General features: G+C 37.9%; 13 protein-coding genes. 10 read left to right on the top strand and 3 right to left on the bottom strand.

Annotated elements, in window-relative coordinates; all coding sequences use genetic code 11:
- Positions 1 to 47: 47 nt before the first annotated feature.
- From WQ54_RS24625 to WQ54_RS24610, 4 genes are all read left to right on the top strand, one after another.
- The gene (locus WQ54_RS24625) at positions 48 to 743 is read left to right on the top strand and encodes a response regulator transcription factor (protein WP_046588290.1); all 696 of its coding nucleotides are present in this window, start codon (positions 48 to 50) and stop codon (positions 741 to 743) included.
- Positions 736 to 1,740 (top strand): sensor histidine kinase, encoded by a 1,005-nt coding sequence (locus tag WQ54_RS24620; RefSeq protein ID WP_046588287.1) that lies wholly within the window; start codon positions 736 to 738, stop codon positions 1,738 to 1,740. The genes WQ54_RS24625 and WQ54_RS24620 overlap by 8 nt, the downstream gene beginning before the upstream one ends.
- Before the next feature lie 100 nt (positions 1,741 to 1,840).
- Positions 1,841 to 2,602, top strand: a complete 762-nt coding sequence (locus WQ54_RS24615) for an ABC transporter ATP-binding protein (protein WP_046588285.1) — start codon at positions 1,841 to 1,843, stop codon at positions 2,600 to 2,602.
- Positions 2,592 to 4,532 carry an FtsX-like permease family protein gene (locus tag WQ54_RS24610; RefSeq protein ID WP_046588283.1) on the top strand — a complete coding sequence of 647 codons (1,941 nt, stop codon included), beginning with the start codon at positions 2,592 to 2,594 and terminating at the stop codon, positions 4,530 to 4,532. The genes WQ54_RS24615 and WQ54_RS24610 overlap by 11 nt, the downstream gene beginning before the upstream one ends.
- A 62-nt stretch (positions 4,533 to 4,594) precedes the next feature.
- On the opposite strand, the gene WQ54_RS24605 is transcribed toward WQ54_RS24610, so the two are convergent.
- Positions 4,595 to 5,266, bottom strand: a complete 672-nt coding sequence (locus WQ54_RS24605; RefSeq protein WP_046588281.1) for a YdeI/OmpD-associated family protein — start codon at positions 5,264 to 5,266, stop codon at positions 4,595 to 4,597.
- A gap of 197 nt (positions 5,267 to 5,463) precedes the next feature.
- Here WQ54_RS24605 and WQ54_RS24600 point away from each other — a divergent pair, with 197 nt between their 5' ends.
- The 6 genes from WQ54_RS24600 (at position 5,464) to gnd (ending at position 13,053) form a co-directional block, all read left to right on the top strand.
- The gene (locus WQ54_RS24600) at positions 5,464 to 6,129 is read left to right on the top strand and encodes a hypothetical protein (RefSeq protein WP_046588280.1); all 666 of its coding nucleotides are present in this window, start codon (positions 5,464 to 5,466) and stop codon (positions 6,127 to 6,129) included.
- A gap of 47 nt (positions 6,130 to 6,176) precedes the next feature.
- On the top strand, positions 6,177 to 7,700 hold the full coding sequence (locus WQ54_RS24595; protein WP_046588278.1) for a BCCT family transporter: 1,524 nt from the start codon (positions 6,177 to 6,179) through the stop codon (positions 7,698 to 7,700).
- 198 nt (positions 7,701 to 7,898) lie between these two features.
- Positions 7,899 to 8,630, top strand: a complete 732-nt coding sequence (locus tag WQ54_RS24590) for a GntR family transcriptional regulator (RefSeq protein WP_046588276.1) — start codon at positions 7,899 to 7,901, stop codon at positions 8,628 to 8,630.
- Positions 8,623 to 10,167, top strand: a complete 1,545-nt coding sequence (gene gntK, locus WQ54_RS24585) for a gluconokinase (protein WP_046588274.1) — start codon at positions 8,623 to 8,625, stop codon at positions 10,165 to 10,167. The genes WQ54_RS24590 and gntK overlap by 8 nt, the downstream gene beginning before the upstream one ends.
- Positions 10,168 to 10,185: 18 nt before the next feature.
- On the top strand, positions 10,186 to 11,532 hold the full coding sequence (locus WQ54_RS24580) for a GntP family permease (RefSeq protein WP_046588273.1): 1,347 nt from the start codon (positions 10,186 to 10,188) through the stop codon (positions 11,530 to 11,532).
- Between the two features lie 117 nt (positions 11,533 to 11,649).
- Positions 11,650 to 13,053 carry a decarboxylating NADP(+)-dependent phosphogluconate dehydrogenase gene (gnd, locus tag WQ54_RS24575; RefSeq protein WP_046588270.1) on the top strand — a complete coding sequence of 468 codons (1,404 nt, stop codon included), beginning with the start codon at positions 11,650 to 11,652 and terminating at the stop codon, positions 13,051 to 13,053.
- Between the two features lie 175 nt (positions 13,054 to 13,228).
- Here gnd and WQ54_RS24570 read toward each other — a convergent pair whose 3' ends face one another.
- The gene (locus tag WQ54_RS24570; protein ID WP_046588268.1) at positions 13,229 to 13,957 is read right to left on the bottom strand and encodes a DsbA family oxidoreductase; all 729 of its coding nucleotides are present in this window, start codon (positions 13,955 to 13,957) and stop codon (positions 13,229 to 13,231) included.
- A 151-nt stretch (positions 13,958 to 14,108) separates the two neighbouring features.
- Positions 14,109 to 17,303: a DEAD/DEAH box helicase gene (locus tag WQ54_RS24565; protein WP_046588265.1), complete on the bottom strand. Its 3,195-nt coding sequence runs from the start codon at positions 17,301 to 17,303 to the stop codon at positions 14,109 to 14,111.
- Positions 17,304 to 17,338 lie beyond the last annotated feature (35 nt).

Genomic DNA, 17,338 nt, shown 5'->3' with positions numbered 1-17,338 from the left:
TTTGCTATACACTTTATGTAAAGAAAGGAAAAGTGTGGTGAATTCCATTGTTTAAATTGCTTTTGATAGAAGATGATGAAACATTGTTTAATGAAATCAAGGATCGGTTTGCCGGTTGGTCTTATGATGTTTATGGGATCACCGATTTTAGCAGTGTGCTTCAAGAATTCACAATGATAAAGCCTGATTTAGTGATTATTGATATTCAACTTCCAAAATTTGATGGTTTTCATTGGTGCCGGATGATTCGTTCCCATTCAAATGTGCCGATTATCTTCTTATCATCTCGTGATCATCCTACAGATATGGTCATGTCAATGCAGCTTGGAGCTGATGATTTTATCCAAAAACCATTTCATTTTGACGTATTAATTGCTAAGATACAAGCGATTCTTCGTCGTGTCTATAATTACAATACAGAACCTATCTCCCTCAAAACCTGGCGCATGGCAACGATTGATTATGAAAAAAACCTTGTAACCAATGAGACTGGCTCCATTGAACTGACAAAAAATGAATTTTTTATTTTAAAGCAATTGATTGAACATAAAAATAAGATTGTTAGCCGTGAAGATCTCATTAAAAGCTTGTGGGATGATGAACGCTTTATCAGTGATAATACCTTAACCGTCAACCTGAACCGGCTGCGAAAAAAACTAGATGAAATTAACTTAGGTCGCTTTATTGAAACAAAGGTAGGACAAGGTTACATTGCTACTGAAGAGGAAGAAGGATATGATTAAAAACTTTCTCATTGAACGACGGAGCTGGATTTTGCTCTTCATCGTCCAGCAACTCGTCATTATTTTGGTCGCCTATCTCGACAATGCGATCCCATTCAAGCCCATTCTCTATATCGTCTTTTTATCAATGATTATATTTATTCTCTTTTTGATTGTCCGCTATAATAAAGAAACAAAGTTTTATAAAAGCTTAGAAGAATGGGAGAACAATCTTGATTTAACAAGCATCATTGAACCAGAGCGCCCATTTGAGAAAATAATTGAGAAAAGCATTAAAGATCAAACAGAGCGTTTAAAACAGCTTGCCTCAGAAAACCAGCTGGTGTTAGAAATTGAAAAGGATGAACTTTTAGCTTGGATCCATGAGGTGAAAACACCATTAACAGCTATGCATTTAATTATTGAACGAATCGAAGATAAACCGCTAAAATCTCAGTTAACCTATGAATGGCTGCGAATTCATCTTCTACTTGATCAGCAGCTGCACAATAAACGGATCTTGTTTATAGAAAATGATTTATATATAGAAAACATCAATCTAAAAGAATTGATTTATAAAGAACTTAAAACCTTACAGTCATGGTGTATTCGAAAAGGGATTGGCTTTGACATACAGCTAGAGGTTAAAGAAGTGCTTAGTGATGCAAAATGGCTTGCCTTTATCATTAGGCAGCTTTTGAGCAATTCGATTAAATATAGTGATGCAAGTGATATTATCATTAGGGGCTATGTACAGAATGGAAGAACGAAATTAGAGATTCAAGACTTCGGACGGGGAATAGACCCAAGGGATATACCGAGGATTTATGATAAAGGCTTTACCTCAACCACAAACCATGCTGATAATGCTTCAACAGGTATGGGGCTTTATTTAACCAAAAAAGCTGCAGAACCACTACATATCCATATAGAAGTGCAATCAGAAATGAAAGCTGGAACAATCTTTACGTTATCCTTCCCAAACAAAAATGATTTTGTGAATATTACAGGCATGTGACAAAATTGTCACATGCTTTTGTTTTTTGTTAGCCCAATCAAAGGAAAAGGAATGCATTCCCTATTAAGATAGAACTATCAAACAAAAGGAGTTAGTTGGGATGAATATTTTAGAAGCAACGAAAATTCATAAAAGCTACGGAAATAAATTCAATAAACAAGAAGTATTGAAGGGAATCGATATCAGCATTAAAAAAGGAGAATTTGTCAGTATAATGGGGGCGTCTGGCTCAGGGAAGACAACATTGCTTAATGTCCTTTCCTCTATTGATCAGGTCAGTCAGGGGACAATCAAAATACAAGATATTGAAATGACAAAAATGAAGGAAAAGCAGCTGGCTGAATTTCGTAAACACCATTTAGGATTTATCTTCCAAGAATACAATCTATTAGACACACTAACAGTGAAAGAAAACATCCTTTTGCCATTATCTATTTCAAATACATCCAGGAAAGAAGCAAATCAAAAATTCCAGGAGTTAGCTAAAGAACTAGGAATTTACGAGCTTCAAGACAAATATCCCAATGAGATTTCAGGCGGGCAGAAACAGCGGACCTCTGCGGCTCGGGCATTTATTCATGAACCAAGTATCATTTTTGCCGATGAACCAACCGGGGCACTCGATTCAAAATCCGCTTCTGATTTATTAAACAAATTAAGTGAATTAAACCAAAAGCGTGATGCAACAATCATTATGGTCACACATGACCCGGTCGCTGCCAGCTATTGCAGCAGAGTCATTTTCATTAAGGATGGACAAATTTATACTCAGCTTACGAAGGGAACACAGGAAAGACAAAGCTTCTTTAAGGATATTATGAAAACCCAAGGTGTTTTAGGCGGTGTTCAGCATGAACATTAATCAACTCATCCTTCGCAACCTAAAAAAGAATTTAAAAAACTACTACCTTTACGTCTTTGCGTTAATCTTCAGTGTTGCTCTGTATTTTGCCTTTGTCACCTTGCAATATGACCCGTCAATGGATGAAGTGGAAGGCTCAATTAAAGGTGCAGCAGCCATAAGATCAGCTTCCATCTTGCTTGTTGCGATTGTCGCTATTTTCCTTTTGTACGCCAATACGATATTTATTAAAAGACGAAGCAAGGAAATCGGCTTATTTCAATTAATCGGTATGACAAAAAATAAAATCTTTCGCATTCTAAGTGCTGAAAACTTAATCCTTTACTTCAGCTCCTTACTGATTGGAATTTTAGTCGGGTTTTCCGTTTCTAAATTAATCATCATGATTTTATTTAAAATAACGGATGTTGAAGCAATTGCCAAGCTGCAATTTTCACAGCAAGCTCTTATTCAAACCTTGATCGTTTTTTGTGTGATTTACCTGTTAATCATGCTCATGAATTATCTATTCATAAAAAAACAGAGTATTTTAGCCCTATTTCGTGTAACCTCCTCGACAGAAGGCAAGGTTAAAACGATGTCCGTGTTTGAAATAATCATTGGGGTCATCGGTTTTGCACTAATTATTTTAGGATATTTTGTATCATCAAAGTTATTTGATGGAGACTTTACAACCATGAATGAATTATTCTTAGCCATGACCTTTATCCTTGGCTCTGTCATTATTGGAACCTACCTTTTCTATAAAGGCTCTGTTAGCTTTATTGCAAATGTTATACGAAAAAGCAAAGGCGGCTATTTAAACATTAATGAGGTATTATCCCTTTCATCAATTATGTTTCGTATGAAATCCAATGCCTTATTGTTAACGATTATTACGACTGTATCCGCACTGGCAATCGGTCTACTATCGTTAAGCTATATTTCGTATTATTCAGCCGAAAAGTCCGCCGAAAATAAAGTCCCCTCCCATTTTGCTATGACAAAAATGAAAGATGCAAAACAATTTGAAGAGATCTTAAATAAGAATGAGATTTCTTATGAAAAGAAAGTGATTGAGGTGATTCAAGCTGAAATTGATGCAAGGAATATTTTGGATATCAATCTGGATGAAGTGAATTTTGATCCTAATATCATGATGCTTGCTGTCATAAGTGATCAGGCTGTCCCAGATGTAGATCTAAATGCAGAAGACACGGTTTTTACTGGCTACGATGATTTGTTGCAAAAATTTATGACCTTAAAGGATTCCGGAAAAATTATCATTAAAGGAAAAAATGGCGAAATTGAACAAAACTATTTAGGGCTTAGAAAAGATTTTATTCTTTCTTATACATTTACAAGCGGAGGACTCCCTGTTGCCATTGTGGATGAAACTGTATTTGAGCGTTTAAGGAAGGACGTTAACCCGGAAATTCAAAAAGAATCATCGGTTTATATCGGTATAGACATTAAAGACGAAGAACAGCTTAAAAAGGCAAATGATTTATTTCATGCTGCAAACTACGCTGAAAACCATTCTTCACGCCTTGATATGAGTAACAATCAGAAGCAAAACATGGGACTGATCATGTTCATTGTCGCCTTCTTAGGGCTTACTTTCCTTATTACTTCAGGCTGTATCCTTTACTTCAAACAAATGGATGAAAGTGAAGATGAAAAAGGAAATTATACGATTTTAAGAAAGCTAGGATTTACCCGTGGAGACCTGCTGAGAGGCATCCAATCCAAACAAATCTACAGCTTTGGGATCCCGTTAATAATCGGTCTTCTTCATAGTTATTTTGCTGTTCAATCTGGCTGGTTTTTATTCGGAACTGAGCTTTGGACACCGATGATTATTGTTATGGTACTTTACACCGGATTGTACTCAATTTTTGGTATCCTTTCAGTACTTTACTATAAGAAAATAATTAAGGAAGCATTATAAACATAAACAGCAAAAAGCACCCATTTTGAAAGGGTGCTTTTGTAATAATAAGCAGATGACCATTAAGAATGTTCTTTTTTATATAGATCCCGGCTCTTATACCCTGCTCCTAGAATCATTTTCATTTCCTCGCGTCTTTTGTTCCTTGTTGTTTCTTGTTTTGCACTATACACATATCTTGCCCAGTCTTTCCGATAGCCTGGAGTTAATGTTTGATAGAAAGCAAGTAAATCTGGGGTATCCTTCAAATCTTTTTCCACATCAGGAATCATCTCGATATAATCATCCACACATTGGCTTGCTTTTGTAGATGTCTTATTTTTACTCTTAGAGTCTTCCTTTAAGCCAACAACCGTAAAAACATCGTCCAATCCAACCATTCGGGCAAATTTAATTGAGCTTGTACCAACATAGCCGCTCTCATCAACACCTAAGCTTGGGAATAAATCATCACGATGGATATAGGTCGGATATACCTTATTCCCCTTTTTTGGATATGCCAAAAAGAGATAACCGTTTTTATTTAAAAAATCCTTCTCAATCACCGTGTATACGAGGTCCTTTAATGCCTCCATATCTAGAACAAAAGCAAAAATCAGATCATATCCGCTGCCAGCAAGCTCTGTATCATAACCCTCTAACTCTTCTAAATAATTAGCACCCTCTGGCAAATTTAAAGCCGCAGTCCTCTTATATTTTTGTAAGTTTAGTTTTTCAACGATTGATTTAGCCATTTTTACCCACCTGTTAAAAGTAATGATTTTATTTTTAAGTGTAAAAGTTCCTTATCCGATTAGCAAGTTTTCGAGTCACTCCATCCTAATGTCCATACCATGAATATGATCGTTTTATTATGTAACATGTTTTTTCTTAAATGAGACATCCTAAAAATAGGAAGTAATAAACGCAATCTATGAAGGGAGATCTACCCGTGAAGCTATATCACGTAAGAAAAGGGCAATTTGTCTATTATAACAATGCGTTACATAGGGTCTATGGCGTAAAGCCGATGTATAAAAAGTCCGTTCATTTGATTAGGCTGAGAGATTTAACCCAGCATTTAACCAGCGCTGCTCAAGTGGAAAGATACAAGCCAAAGTTGCTTGACAGTTTTATCTATGATCACAAAGTATATACCCTCCGGAAACGAAATGCTAACGAAGGAGAAACAATTCTCATTACCAATCCGACTCCTGATTCACTTGATCATTATTCATTAAATGAAATTGAAGTTGTTGAAAAAGCCGATAACAAGGGAGTGATTACCAGCAATTCAAACGGAATAAAACATCATGAGTATTTATTGATGGAGCTTGGCCGTGATGCTGGCAGCAATCCAATCGATTTTCTAGATAATGAACATGGGGAAAGCGAAAATGGCAATGATTTCAACAATCTCATTCCAAAAATTGTGAGCGGTGACCTGCCGGCAGTCGGTGACGTTTATAGAAATACCGAAAATGATACCTTTTTTGAAACCATGGTACTTGCTATTCGAGATGAAACGGTCTATTTAGGAGGCGGATTGCAGTTATTACAGGATGAGTTAATGAACTCTGAAAAATGGGAGCTTCTCTATCATCTTCATGATAAATGATGTTGCCTTTATCATTGAACTACTATTTCTTTTACAAGGAGGTTCCTATGAATAGCAATATTTTTAAAGAAAACAGCGTTTTTATCATCTCCCTCATTCTTACCCTAATCTTTATCATATGGGGGGTCTTTTTCACAGACAATTTAGCAAAGGTAACCGACCTGATTTACAACGGTTCGATTGATTATCTTGGCTGGGTCTATCTTGGTGCCACACTATTTTTTGTCATTTTCTCAATCTACTTAATGTTTTCAAAATACGGCCATATTCGGCTCGGAAGAAAAACAGATAAGCCTGACTTTAATACCGCTTCTTGGCTCGCTATGCTCTTCGGCGCTGGTATGGGAATCGGAATTGTGTATTGGAGTGTTGCTGAACCTGTAACCCACTACACAGAGCCACCTGTTGGGAAAGGCTTCACGGTTGATGCCGCCAATACCGCAATGAAATATACATTTTTCCATTGGGGTCTTGATCCTTGGGCGATTTATACCGTTATTGGTTTGGCGCTTGCCTTTTTTCAATACAACAAAAGGCTGCCTGCTGCTATCAGCTCAGCATTTCACCCCATATTGGGAGACAGGATTTACGGGCCGATTGGAAAAACCATTGATGTGCTGTCGATTTTTGCAACCGTCTTCGGCATAGCCACCTCCTTAGGCCTAGGCGCCATGCAAGTCACTGCCGGGATGCATGACATCTTTCGCATTCCTAATACCTTACTAATTCAATTGGTTGTCATTGCTGTTGCTACTGTTCTGTTTATTATCTCCATCAACACAGGCTTAGAAAAAGGAATTCAATATTTATCAAATGCAGCTATGATCTTATCGTTTATTCTCATGCTGCTCATTTTAATTGTCGGTCCCACAATGACGATCATTAAAGTTCTCTTTAATACAACTGGTATTTATATCAGTGATTTTATCCATATGAGCTTAAGGCTAAAGCCTTTTAGCGAGGGAGAATGGATTGCCTCATGGACGTTGTTCTATTGGGCTTGGTGGATTGCCTGGGCTCCTTTTGTCGGCATGTTTATTGCTCGGGTATCGAAAGGGAGAACAATACGTGAGTTTGTCATTGGCGTATTAATCATTCCTACTCTCGGTACGTTTGCCTGGATGTCCATATTTGGCGGTTCAGCGTTAGAGATTGTTCAAAGTACAGGAAACAATGAACTGGCGAACTATATTAAAAACAATGTCTCATTGGCAATCTTCACCTTTTTTGATTATCTGCCGCTTAGTTCCTTGTTAAGTATTGTGGGCTTTGCCGTTGTAACAATTTATTATATAACCGTTGCTGATACCTCCACTTTTGTCTTAGGTATGCTTAGTGAAGGAGGTACATTGAATCCTTCAAACAAAATAAAAATGACATGGGGCGTCATTCAGTCCGCCCTGGCAGCTGTATTGCTTTTGGCGGGAGGCTTAAATGTATTGCAAACAGCGTCCATCGCAGCCGCCCTCCCCTTTACTATTATCATGGTGGTCATGTCCTTCTCATTACTAAGAGGATTAAAAAATGAAGTCCATGCACAAAGAAGCGGTAAGCGGGGCGCACAGCAGTAAAAGGTACCCAAAATCACCCCAATAGCCTTGTTTATCGGGGTGATTTTTCACTTCACTCGTACCAGAACAGCAACATGAATTTTGTCGAATTTTGAAGAATTAGTAATTTTGATTTCATAAAAGGGCTTGCAAAAATATGAATATCCGATATAATACTTGTATACAAGTATACTTGAATTAAAGTAAGTAGGTGAATATATGTCTGATTCAAAAGAATATCTTTATCCTGCAAAATGGCTTTCAAAAGCTTCTGCCGGTACACGTGTTACTTCTGAGCTTAGAATGCGAATTATTTCAGGCATGATTGAAAGCGGCACCATCCTATCTGAAAATAAATTAGCTGCAGACTTTGCAGTAAGTCGTTCACCTGTTCGTGAAGCGCTAAAGATACTCGCTTCCGAAAACATGATTCGTTTAGAGAGAATGGGTGCAGTCGTCATTGGCTTAACAGAAAAAGAAGTAGAAGAAATTTATGATGTACGTTTACTTATAGAAACATTTGTATTTGAACGGCTTGTAAAGATGGATATTAATGAATTAGTTACGGAGCTTAGTAAAATACTAGAAATGATGAAAGTCGCGATCAAATATCGAGATGCAGATGAGTTTGCCTTTCAAGATGTTTTATTCCATGAAACGATTATTAAAGCGATTAATCATTCCTATATCCAGATGATATGGGATAATTTAAAACCCGTTATGGAAAGCTTTATTCTTATATCCATGCGCGTACGTTTTAATGAAAAGTATGAAGACTTTGACAGGATTGTAAAAAATCACGAGCTTTATATAGAAGCGATCAAAACAAAAGACAGGGCCCGCATGGTTGAGTCCTTACACCAAAATTTTGATGATGTTCAAGGAAAAGTAGAAGATCTATGGATGTCTCAACAAATGCTATTTAAAGGAGTAGAGCAAGAAAATGAGTAGCTATATGTTAGGTATAGACATTGGTACGACAAGTACAAAAGCGGTTTTATTCACTAAAAAGGGTGAAGTTATTCAAACAGAGAACATTGGGTATCCCCTTTATACACCCGATATCTCAACAGCTGAGCAAGACCCGGATGAAATTTTTCAGGCAGTATTGCAAGCGATTTCGAATATTACGAAAAAACACCCGCAAAAAAAGATCTCGTTTCTTTCATTTAGCAGTGCTATGCACAGTGTTATTGCGATGGATGAAAATAATCAGCCACTTACTCCATGTATCACTTGGGCTGATAATCGCAGTGAAGCATGGGCACATAAAATAAAGGACGAACTGAATGGACATGAAATTTACAAGCGAACTGGGACACCGATTCACCCGATGTCTCCGTTAACCAAAATTGCTTGGATTGTGAATGAACGTCCTGAAATCGCTGACAAAGCGAAAAAATACATTGGAATAAAAGAATATATTTTTTATAGATTTTTCAAACAATATGTTGTTGATCATTCCCTCGCTTCAGCCATGGGCATGATGAATCTTAAAACATTGGATTGGGATGAAGAAGCGTTAAAGATAGCAGGTGTAACCACAGATCATTTATCTGAACTTGTTCCGACAACAAGAAACTTTACAAACTGTGATCCGGATTTAGCGCGTCAAATTGGGATCGATTCCACAACCCCATTTGTTATCGGTGCAAGTGACGGAGTGCTTTCTAATCTCGGTGTAAACGCTATAAAAAAAGGTGAAATTGCCATCACAATCGGGACAAGCGGTGCCATTCGAACCATTATTGACAAACCTCAAACAGATGAAAAAGGAAGAATATTTTGTTATGCCCTAACTGAAAAGCATTGGGTCATTGGCGGACCGGTAAACAATGGAGGAATGGTCCTGCGCTGGATCAGAGATGAATTTGCCTCTTCAGAAATAGAAACAGCAAAACGACTAGGTATTGATCCTTACGAGGTCTTAACAAAGATTGCTGAACGTGTACGGCCTGGCGCAGATGGATTGTTATTCCACCCATATCTGGCTGGTGAACGTGCTCCGCTATGGAATCCGGACGTACGCGGCTCATTTTTCGGTTTAACGATGTCACATAAGAAAGAGCATATGATTCGCGCAGCGCTGGAAGGAGTTATTTACAATTTATACACCGTGTTTTTAGCCTTAACCGAATGTATGGACGGTCCTGTGACACGAATTCAGGCAACTGGAGGCTTTGCAAGGTCTGAAGTTTGGCGGCAAATGATGTCCGATATTCTTGAATCTGAAGTAGTTGTTCCAGAAAGCTATGAAAGTTCATGTTTAGGCGCTTGTATTTTAGGACTTTATGCAGCAGGTGAAATTGAATCCTTTGAAATTGTTTCAGAAATGGTTGGCAGCACGTATAAGCACACACCTAAAGAAGAAGCCGCAAAAGAATACAGGGAGCTTCTGCCAATCTTTATCAACCTATCAAGAGTACTAACAGAAGATTATTCACGAATTGCAAAATATCAAAGAAGCTTAATCAACCCAACAAGATAAACAATAGGAGGAATGACAATGCCTTTAGTTATTGTCGCAATAGGAATCATAGCCTTACTGATCTTGATCATGGGCTTAAAATTAAATACATTTATTTCATTAATCATTGTATCATTCGGCGTTGCTTTAGCCCTTGGTATGCCAATGGGTGATATTGTAAAAACAATTGAAGCCGGATTAGGCGGGACACTTGGACATTTAGCTTTAATCTTTGGACTAGGAGCTATGCTGGGCAAGTTAATTGCAGATGCTGGCGGTGCACAACGGATTGCTATGACCCTTGTTAACAAATTTGGAGAAAAGAATATTCAATGGGCTGTTGTTGCATCTTCATTCATTATCGGGATCGCATTATTTTTCGAAGTAGGATTAGTATTATTAATTCCAATCGTATTTGCCATTTCAAAAGAATTAAGAATTTCAATCTTGTATCTTGGAATCCCAATGGTTGCTGCGTTATCCGTAACCCACGGTTTCTTGCCGCCTCACCCAGGGCCAACTGTTATTGCTGGGGAATTTGGCGCAAACCTTGGTGAAGTTTTACTTTATGGATTTATTATTGCGGTACCAACCGTTATTTTAGCTGGACCAGTCTTTACAAAGCTTGCTAAAAAGCTTGTACCTGAATCATTTACAAAAACCGGCAGTATTGCCTCGTTAGGCGAACAAAAAGCGTTTAAGCTAGAAGACACACCAGGCTTTGGAATCAGCGTATTTACAGCTATGCTTCCTGTTATTTTAATGTCAATTGCGACGATTATTACGTTGCTTCAAAAAACATTAGGAATTGAGGATAATAGTTTTCTAGCCGTAATTCGCTTTATCGGTGACGCATCAACTTCTATGTTAATTTCCTTATTAGTTGCCGTCTATACGATGGGATTAGCAAGAAAAATTCCAATAAAAGACGTAATGGAATCTTGTACACAAGCGATTTTGCATATAGGAATGATGCTCTTAATTATCGGAGGAGGCGGCGCCTTCAAACAAGTATTAATTGATGGCGGTGTTGGTGATTATGTAGCTGAATTATTCAAAGAAACGACACTATCCCCAATCCTGCTGGCTTGGATCATCGCTGCCATCTTACGTATAGCTTTAGGCTCTGCCACTGTTGCTGCTTTAACAACTGCTGGCTTGGTGATTCCAATGTTAGGACAATCTGACGTGAATCTGGCTTTAGTTGTACTTGCCACAGGAGCAGGAAGCTTAATTGCTTCACATGTTAACGATGCCGGTTTCTGGATGTTTAAAGAATACTTTGGCTTAAGCATGAAAGAAACCTTTGCAACATGGACATTGCTTGAAACGATTATTTCAGTAGCTGGATTAGTGTTTATCCTTTTACTAAGTTTATTCGTATAAACAAAGTCACTATTCTAAGCGTTGCAGATAATAAAAAATATATTTAGGCAGTAAATCCCCTAACGATTAAGTAAGGGCTTTACTGCCTATTCATCTGATATTAAAGGAGTAGAAGAAATAATGAATACAATTGGTGTCATCGGTTTAGGAGTAATGGGCAGTAATATCGCGTTAAATATGGCTACTAAAGGTGAACAAGTGGCCGTCTATAATTACACTAGAGATTTAACCGATAAACTAATGGAAAAAAGTTCAGGTCATTCACTCAACCCATATTACGAAGTACAAGATTTTGTCCAATCTTTAAAAACGCCAAGAAAAATCTTCCTTATGGTGACAGCCGGAAAAGCGATTGACTCGGTAATCAGTTCATTAGTTCCTTTTCTTGAGGCTGGAGATATTATTATGGACGGCGGTAATTCCCATTATGAGGATACGGAACGCAGATTTGAAGAGTTAAAAGCGAAAGGAATCGATTATTTAGGAATTGGCATTTCAGGCGGCGAGGTCGGTGCATTAAAAGGACCATCTATTATGCCTGGCGGAGATAAAGATGCTTATGAAAAAGTAGCTCCGATTCTAACAAAAATAGCTGCACAGGTTGACCATATTCCTTGCTGTGTATATATTGGTCCAAAAGGTGCGGGCCACTTCGTTAAAATGGTCCATAATGGCATCGAGTACGCGGATATGCAATTAATCACAGAAGCTTACACTTTTTTAAGAGAAAGATTGCAATTAACTGTTGATGAAATTGCCGATATCTTCGAATCTTGGAATCAAGGGGAACTAAAAAGTTATTTAATTCAAATTACAGCAGAAATTTTAAAGAAAAAAGATGATGTAACAGGTCTGCCATTAATCGATGTTATCCTAGATAAGGTTGGCCAAAAAGGAACAGGCAAATGGACAAGCATCCAAGCGATTAATAATGGCATCCCCTCTTCCATTATTACCGAATCATTGTTTGCACGTTACATCTCCTCTTTAAAAGACGAAAGAGTGTATGCCGATACAATCTTAGCTGGCCCAGAGATGGAGCAGGAGAATTTAGATAAAGAGATGTGGATTGAGTATATCAAACAAGCTTTATACATGGGGAAAATCTGTGCTTACACTCAAGGATTTACACAGTATAAAATGACTTCAGAGCTTAACGGCTGGGATTTACCGTTAAAAGATATTGCTCTTATTTTCCGCGGCGGCTGCATTATTCGCGCAGAATTTTTAAATGTTATAAGCGAAGCCTTCCAGCAAGAAGCAAATCTCAATAACTTGTTAACTGCTCCTTATTTTGCAAATAAGGCTAAAGCATATCAAATGGGCTTAAGGAAAGTTGTTTGCGAAGGCATTAATTCCGGTATCTCGCTTCCATGCTTAAGTTCTTCCCTCACATATTATGATAGCTACCGGACAGGAAAATCAAATGCAAGCTTACTACAAGCACAACGTGACTATTTTGGCGCCCATACGTATGAGCGAAATGACATGGAAGGTGTTTTTCACACAAATTGGCAATAAACCATTGGGTAAAAATTATTTGTAGAACTTCATCTATGAATGAAGAGGCAGTCCAAAGGATTGAAATCTTTTGGGACTGCCTCTTTTTTATCACACATTATTTCATTTGTTATAGTTCGTTGCAGGTCTCCTATATGATCAGCGATTCGCATAGAACGATATAACATTTAAACGATTATTCTTTTGGCGGTATTTCACAGCTGCCATCTGTACAAATAGCACCGTTGGCTCCATCTGAGGAAAGTTCCTGGAATTTAGGCTTTGGGTTTTCTTCTTCCCACACCTTTTGAAGTGCGCCAACAAAGGTTTCAAGTGGCTGTGCACCTGAAATGGCATATTTTTGATTAATAATAAAGTAAGGAACACCAGAAATCCCATATTGCCCTGCAATTCCTTCATCAATTCGAACATCATTTGCATAAGCCGTTTTATCATTTAGAACATCTAAAGCTTCCTGTCGATCTAAACCTGAAGCTTCAGCAATTTCTGCGAGCGTATCTATATCACTAATATTTTTAGATTCTGTGAAGTAAGAATAGAGCAGATTTTCTGTAATCGTTTTTTCTTTTTTATGTTCTTTCGCAAACTTTGCCAAACGATGAGCATCAAAAGTATTTGTCGGTTTCATTTCCTCAAAGTTAAAAGTTAAACCCACACTAGCTGCATGTTGACCTAGTTGTACGTTATTGTGTTTGGCTTGTTCAATGCTCATTCCATATTTTGATGCGAGTACATCGTGAATGCTTTTCCCCGAATACAATGGTGCGTTTGGATCTAATTCGAAACTTTTAAATTCAACCTCAACTTCATTTTTATGCGGAAATTGTTCTAAAGCCAATTCTAATCTTCTCTTCCCTATATAACAAAATGGACATACAAAATCTGACCATACTTCTATTTTCATCATTACACCTCTTTCCTTTAGGTATCAATCATTGTAGCATGAACAAAGAAAAGCTCAAAAATACATGCTCAAAATGTTCGGATTGATTGTTAATTGACTAACTCTTAATTTGCCCCTCATATCTTTTTCATTCCGCTTTTCGTCCATTCAATTACATCATTAAGATCTCTCGAATATCCTCTTCCGTAAGAGTGGCAGTCGCTTTTTCATCCGAATCAATCATTTCCTCTATTAATTGTCTCTTTTTATCCTGTAATTCACTCATTTTTTCTTCAATTGTTCCACGTGTAACAAGTTTAATCACTTGAACGACATTTACCTGTCCCATGCGGTGAGCACGGTCAGCTGCTTGCTCCTCAACTGCCGGATTCCACCACGTATCGTATAAAATAACAGTATCTGCTCCAGTCAGATTAAGACCTGTCCCCCCTGCTTTTAAGGAAATGAGAAAGAGATCACGTTCACCTAAATTAAACCGATGGCAAATTTCCACTCGTTCCTCTGATGGAGTTTGTCCATCAAGGTAGAAATATGGTAGTCCTTGATTGGTTAATTCTCTCCCTATTAGATCCAGCATTTTTGTAAACTGGGAAAAAATTAACACCCTTCTGCCGGAGGACCTTGACTCCTCTATGATCTGTTTCAACTGTTCAAATTTAGCAGACCTGCCTTTATAGCCATCTATAAACAAGGCAGGATGACAACAAATTTGCCGTAACCGTGTTAAACCTGCAAGGATTTTGATTCGATTTTTTCGAATGGTATCCTTGTCCAAATGCTTCAATGTTTTGTGTCGCAGTTTTGCTAAATAAGCCGCATACAATTTCTTTTGCTCTGGATATAGCTCTACTGCTTCCATATATTCATTTTTCTTGGGAAGCTCTGAAAGGACATCCTCTTTTACCCTGCGAAGCATAAATGGTCGTGCCCTCCGAGCGATCTTTTTCCTTGTAAGCCTGCTATATTCTTTCAACCCTAAGAATAGTTCTGGAAATACAACATGAAAAATTGCCCACAGCTCCTCTAGTGAATTCTCTATCGGTGTACCTGTAAGGGCAAAGCGATGATTTGCTTTAACCTTTTTTACTGTCCTCGCTGTTTGTGTGATAGGATTTTTAAACGCTTGTGCCTCGTCAAAAAATACGGTGTGAAACGATTGTTTTTCAAACCACTTTATATCCTTGCGTAACAGCGTATAGGAAGTAATAATAACGTCCATCTCCTTAAGACCCTTATATTGCTTAGCGCGCTTATCTTTGCTGCCATCAACAACTGCAGCTTGTAAATCGGGAGAAAACTTTTTTATTTCGCCTAGCCAGTTATACGTCAAAGATGAGGGACAAACAATTAGAACAGGATGTTTCTTTTGACGGATAACAGAAAGTTCTGAGACAATGAACGCAATACTTTGCAGTGTCTTCCCTAATCCCATATCATCGGCAAGAATTCCTCCAAATCCGTAATTAGCAATGCTCTTCATCCACCTAAAACCTTGCTTTTGGTACTCTCGTAAAATAGTTTCTAAGCTTTCTGGTACATTGAACGCCAGATTGTCTGGATGTTGGATCGATTCTATGAACTGATGAAATGATGTTTCGAAAGAAAAGACCTGATCATCAGCTGTATCAAGAAGCTGAAATCCTCCGGCAATTGGTACCTGTAAACCCGCTTCAAGGTCTTCATCTTGTATAGGAGCAGCCTTCAAAAACCGTTGAATTTCTTCAAATTCCCGTGTTTCTAATGATAACAATGATCCATTACGTAACCGGTAATATTTCCTTTTCTCCTCTAAAGCCACTAAAACATCACGTATTTGCTGATCAGGTATGCCATCCATTTCAAATTTGAATTCCAGCCAGTTGGTCCTCTCCTTTTTTACCCTTACCCTGATTTTCGGCTGATTATTTCCCTTGATTACGCGGTTCCTTACTGCTGTAGTTGCATAAACCTGAACGAGCTTTTGAAGCTTTGGAAGATTGTGATACAAAAACGTATATTCAAGCTCTTCATTATGCAAAAAGTATCCGCCATCAGTTTCCGCAAACGAGCTCTTCTCCATCCATTCTAAAATAGCTTCTTCCTTTTCCATATCCCTGATAAAGAAGGCTCCTGTTCTGATATCACGACTCTCAGAAGGATTAATCACAATATTCCCGTAATGAAATTCCAGACCTGCTAACAGGCGATTTTTCACACGATCTAGGTATAATTTTGCTATCAAAGGCGTCTTTTCAAAATGCTTGGATAGTTCCTCAGATAAATGAAAGCTGCCTAATCTTTTTAATCCTGGGAGCACCTTTTCTATAAAAAACTCCATCTGGTTCTGGGCAATTGGGATTTGATTCATTCCCGAAGCATCAAGCAGCTGCTTCAAATCAGAGAGATAGTTGCAGTCCTCCTGTCTTAACTCAATCACTTTTCCATCATAGATAGCAGCGCTATATGATTTTAGAATTATGAACTGATCCATCCCTTTTATCCTTAGCTGATAGCTCTTCCCTGCATTTTTTGAAAAATAAAACGCTAAAGGAAGATGTTCATCAGATCGTTGGAGACCATGAAACGTTTTGCGGTCATATTCCAGTCTTACGTAGGGAGCCAGTATGATGCGTTGTAAAAATCGTTCCCAGGAAGACGGAGGAACAACTAACATATGATCGCTGTTTGTTAGTTCATGGTTATCTGGCAGTTCACCAATATATACTCTTTCATCGTAGCTCACTTGGATGAGCTGCTGAATCACATCATTAGTTCCTTTTTGAAAACAATGAAGATCTGGATCGTATGTAAAGGAGTCCGATAGAACATATGGATCCCCTTCCCTTACATGCTTTAGAAAATCACGAATTTGCTTTATCTTGAAATCACCAATTGATATTTCTACGGCAAACAAGTTTTGCTCTTTTCTAACCATGACTGGTTTGCATATAAACTCTAAATCAAGAACTTGCCGATTTTCAAAATGAAGCTGGCTGCCGCTTGATCGGGAAGGACGCCTTTTAAAAATAGTCATTAGCCCTTCTGTCAGTCCTTGATTTGTTGAAGATTCAACTGGTGCTCCTGAATGTTGCTTTTTAGCAAGTGCAAGTAAAACAGCCGCAATATGCTGACAATCGTTTTTAAACGAAGCTAATGTGGGACAGCTGCATTCGGTCTGAATCTTTCCATTAGGCTCCTTACTAATAGTGACATGGAAATCCTCCGTTCCTTCAACGACTGCTTCACAACAATTAGAAGTATAACTTTTAAACTTTACTTTATTGGCACGATAAAAAGAGTCTCCTCGTTTAAAGGAGACAGTACCGCACATTTTTTCAATTATTTTTTGATTTAACTCTATCTCCAAATGTCTCGCCTACTTCTACCTATAATTTCGTTTTT

It is taken from the genome of Bacillus sp. SA1-12, assembly GCF_000981385.1.
Taxonomy (GTDB): domain Bacteria; phylum Bacillota; class Bacilli; order Bacillales; family Bacillaceae; genus Metabacillus.
Note: the sequence above shows the minus strand (reverse complement) of the source record. Positions and strands in the feature narration are given on the sequence as shown.

What these genes read in the sequence shown, in the direction of transcription:
- WQ54_RS24605 (WP_046588281.1), bottom strand. Translation starts at nt 5,266, where the DNA reads ATGGCTAAATCAATCGTTGAAAAACTAAACTTACAAAAATATAAGAGG.
- WQ54_RS24570 (WP_046588268.1), bottom strand. Translation starts at nt 13,957, where the DNA reads ATGAAAATAGAAGTATGGTCAGATTTTGTATGTCCATTTTGTTATATA.
- WQ54_RS24620 (WP_046588287.1), top strand. Translation starts at nt 736, where the DNA reads ATGATTAAAAACTTTCTCATTGAACGACGGAGCTGGATTTTGCTCTTC.
- WQ54_RS24590 (WP_046588276.1), top strand. Translation starts at nt 7,899, where the DNA reads ATGTCTGATTCAAAAGAATATCTTTATCCTGCAAAATGGCTTTCAAAA.
- gntK (WP_046588274.1), top strand. Translation starts at nt 8,623, where the DNA reads ATGAGTAGCTATATGTTAGGTATAGACATTGGTACGACAAGTACAAAA.
- WQ54_RS24580 (WP_046588273.1), top strand. Translation starts at nt 10,186, where the DNA reads ATGCCTTTAGTTATTGTCGCAATAGGAATCATAGCCTTACTGATCTTG.
- WQ54_RS24595 (WP_046588278.1), top strand. Translation starts at nt 6,177, where the DNA reads ATGAATAGCAATATTTTTAAAGAAAACAGCGTTTTTATCATCTCCCTC.
- WQ54_RS24615 (WP_046588285.1), top strand. Translation starts at nt 1,841, where the DNA reads ATGAATATTTTAGAAGCAACGAAAATTCATAAAAGCTACGGAAATAAA.
- WQ54_RS24610 (WP_046588283.1), top strand. Translation starts at nt 2,592, where the DNA reads ATGAACATTAATCAACTCATCCTTCGCAACCTAAAAAAGAATTTAAAA.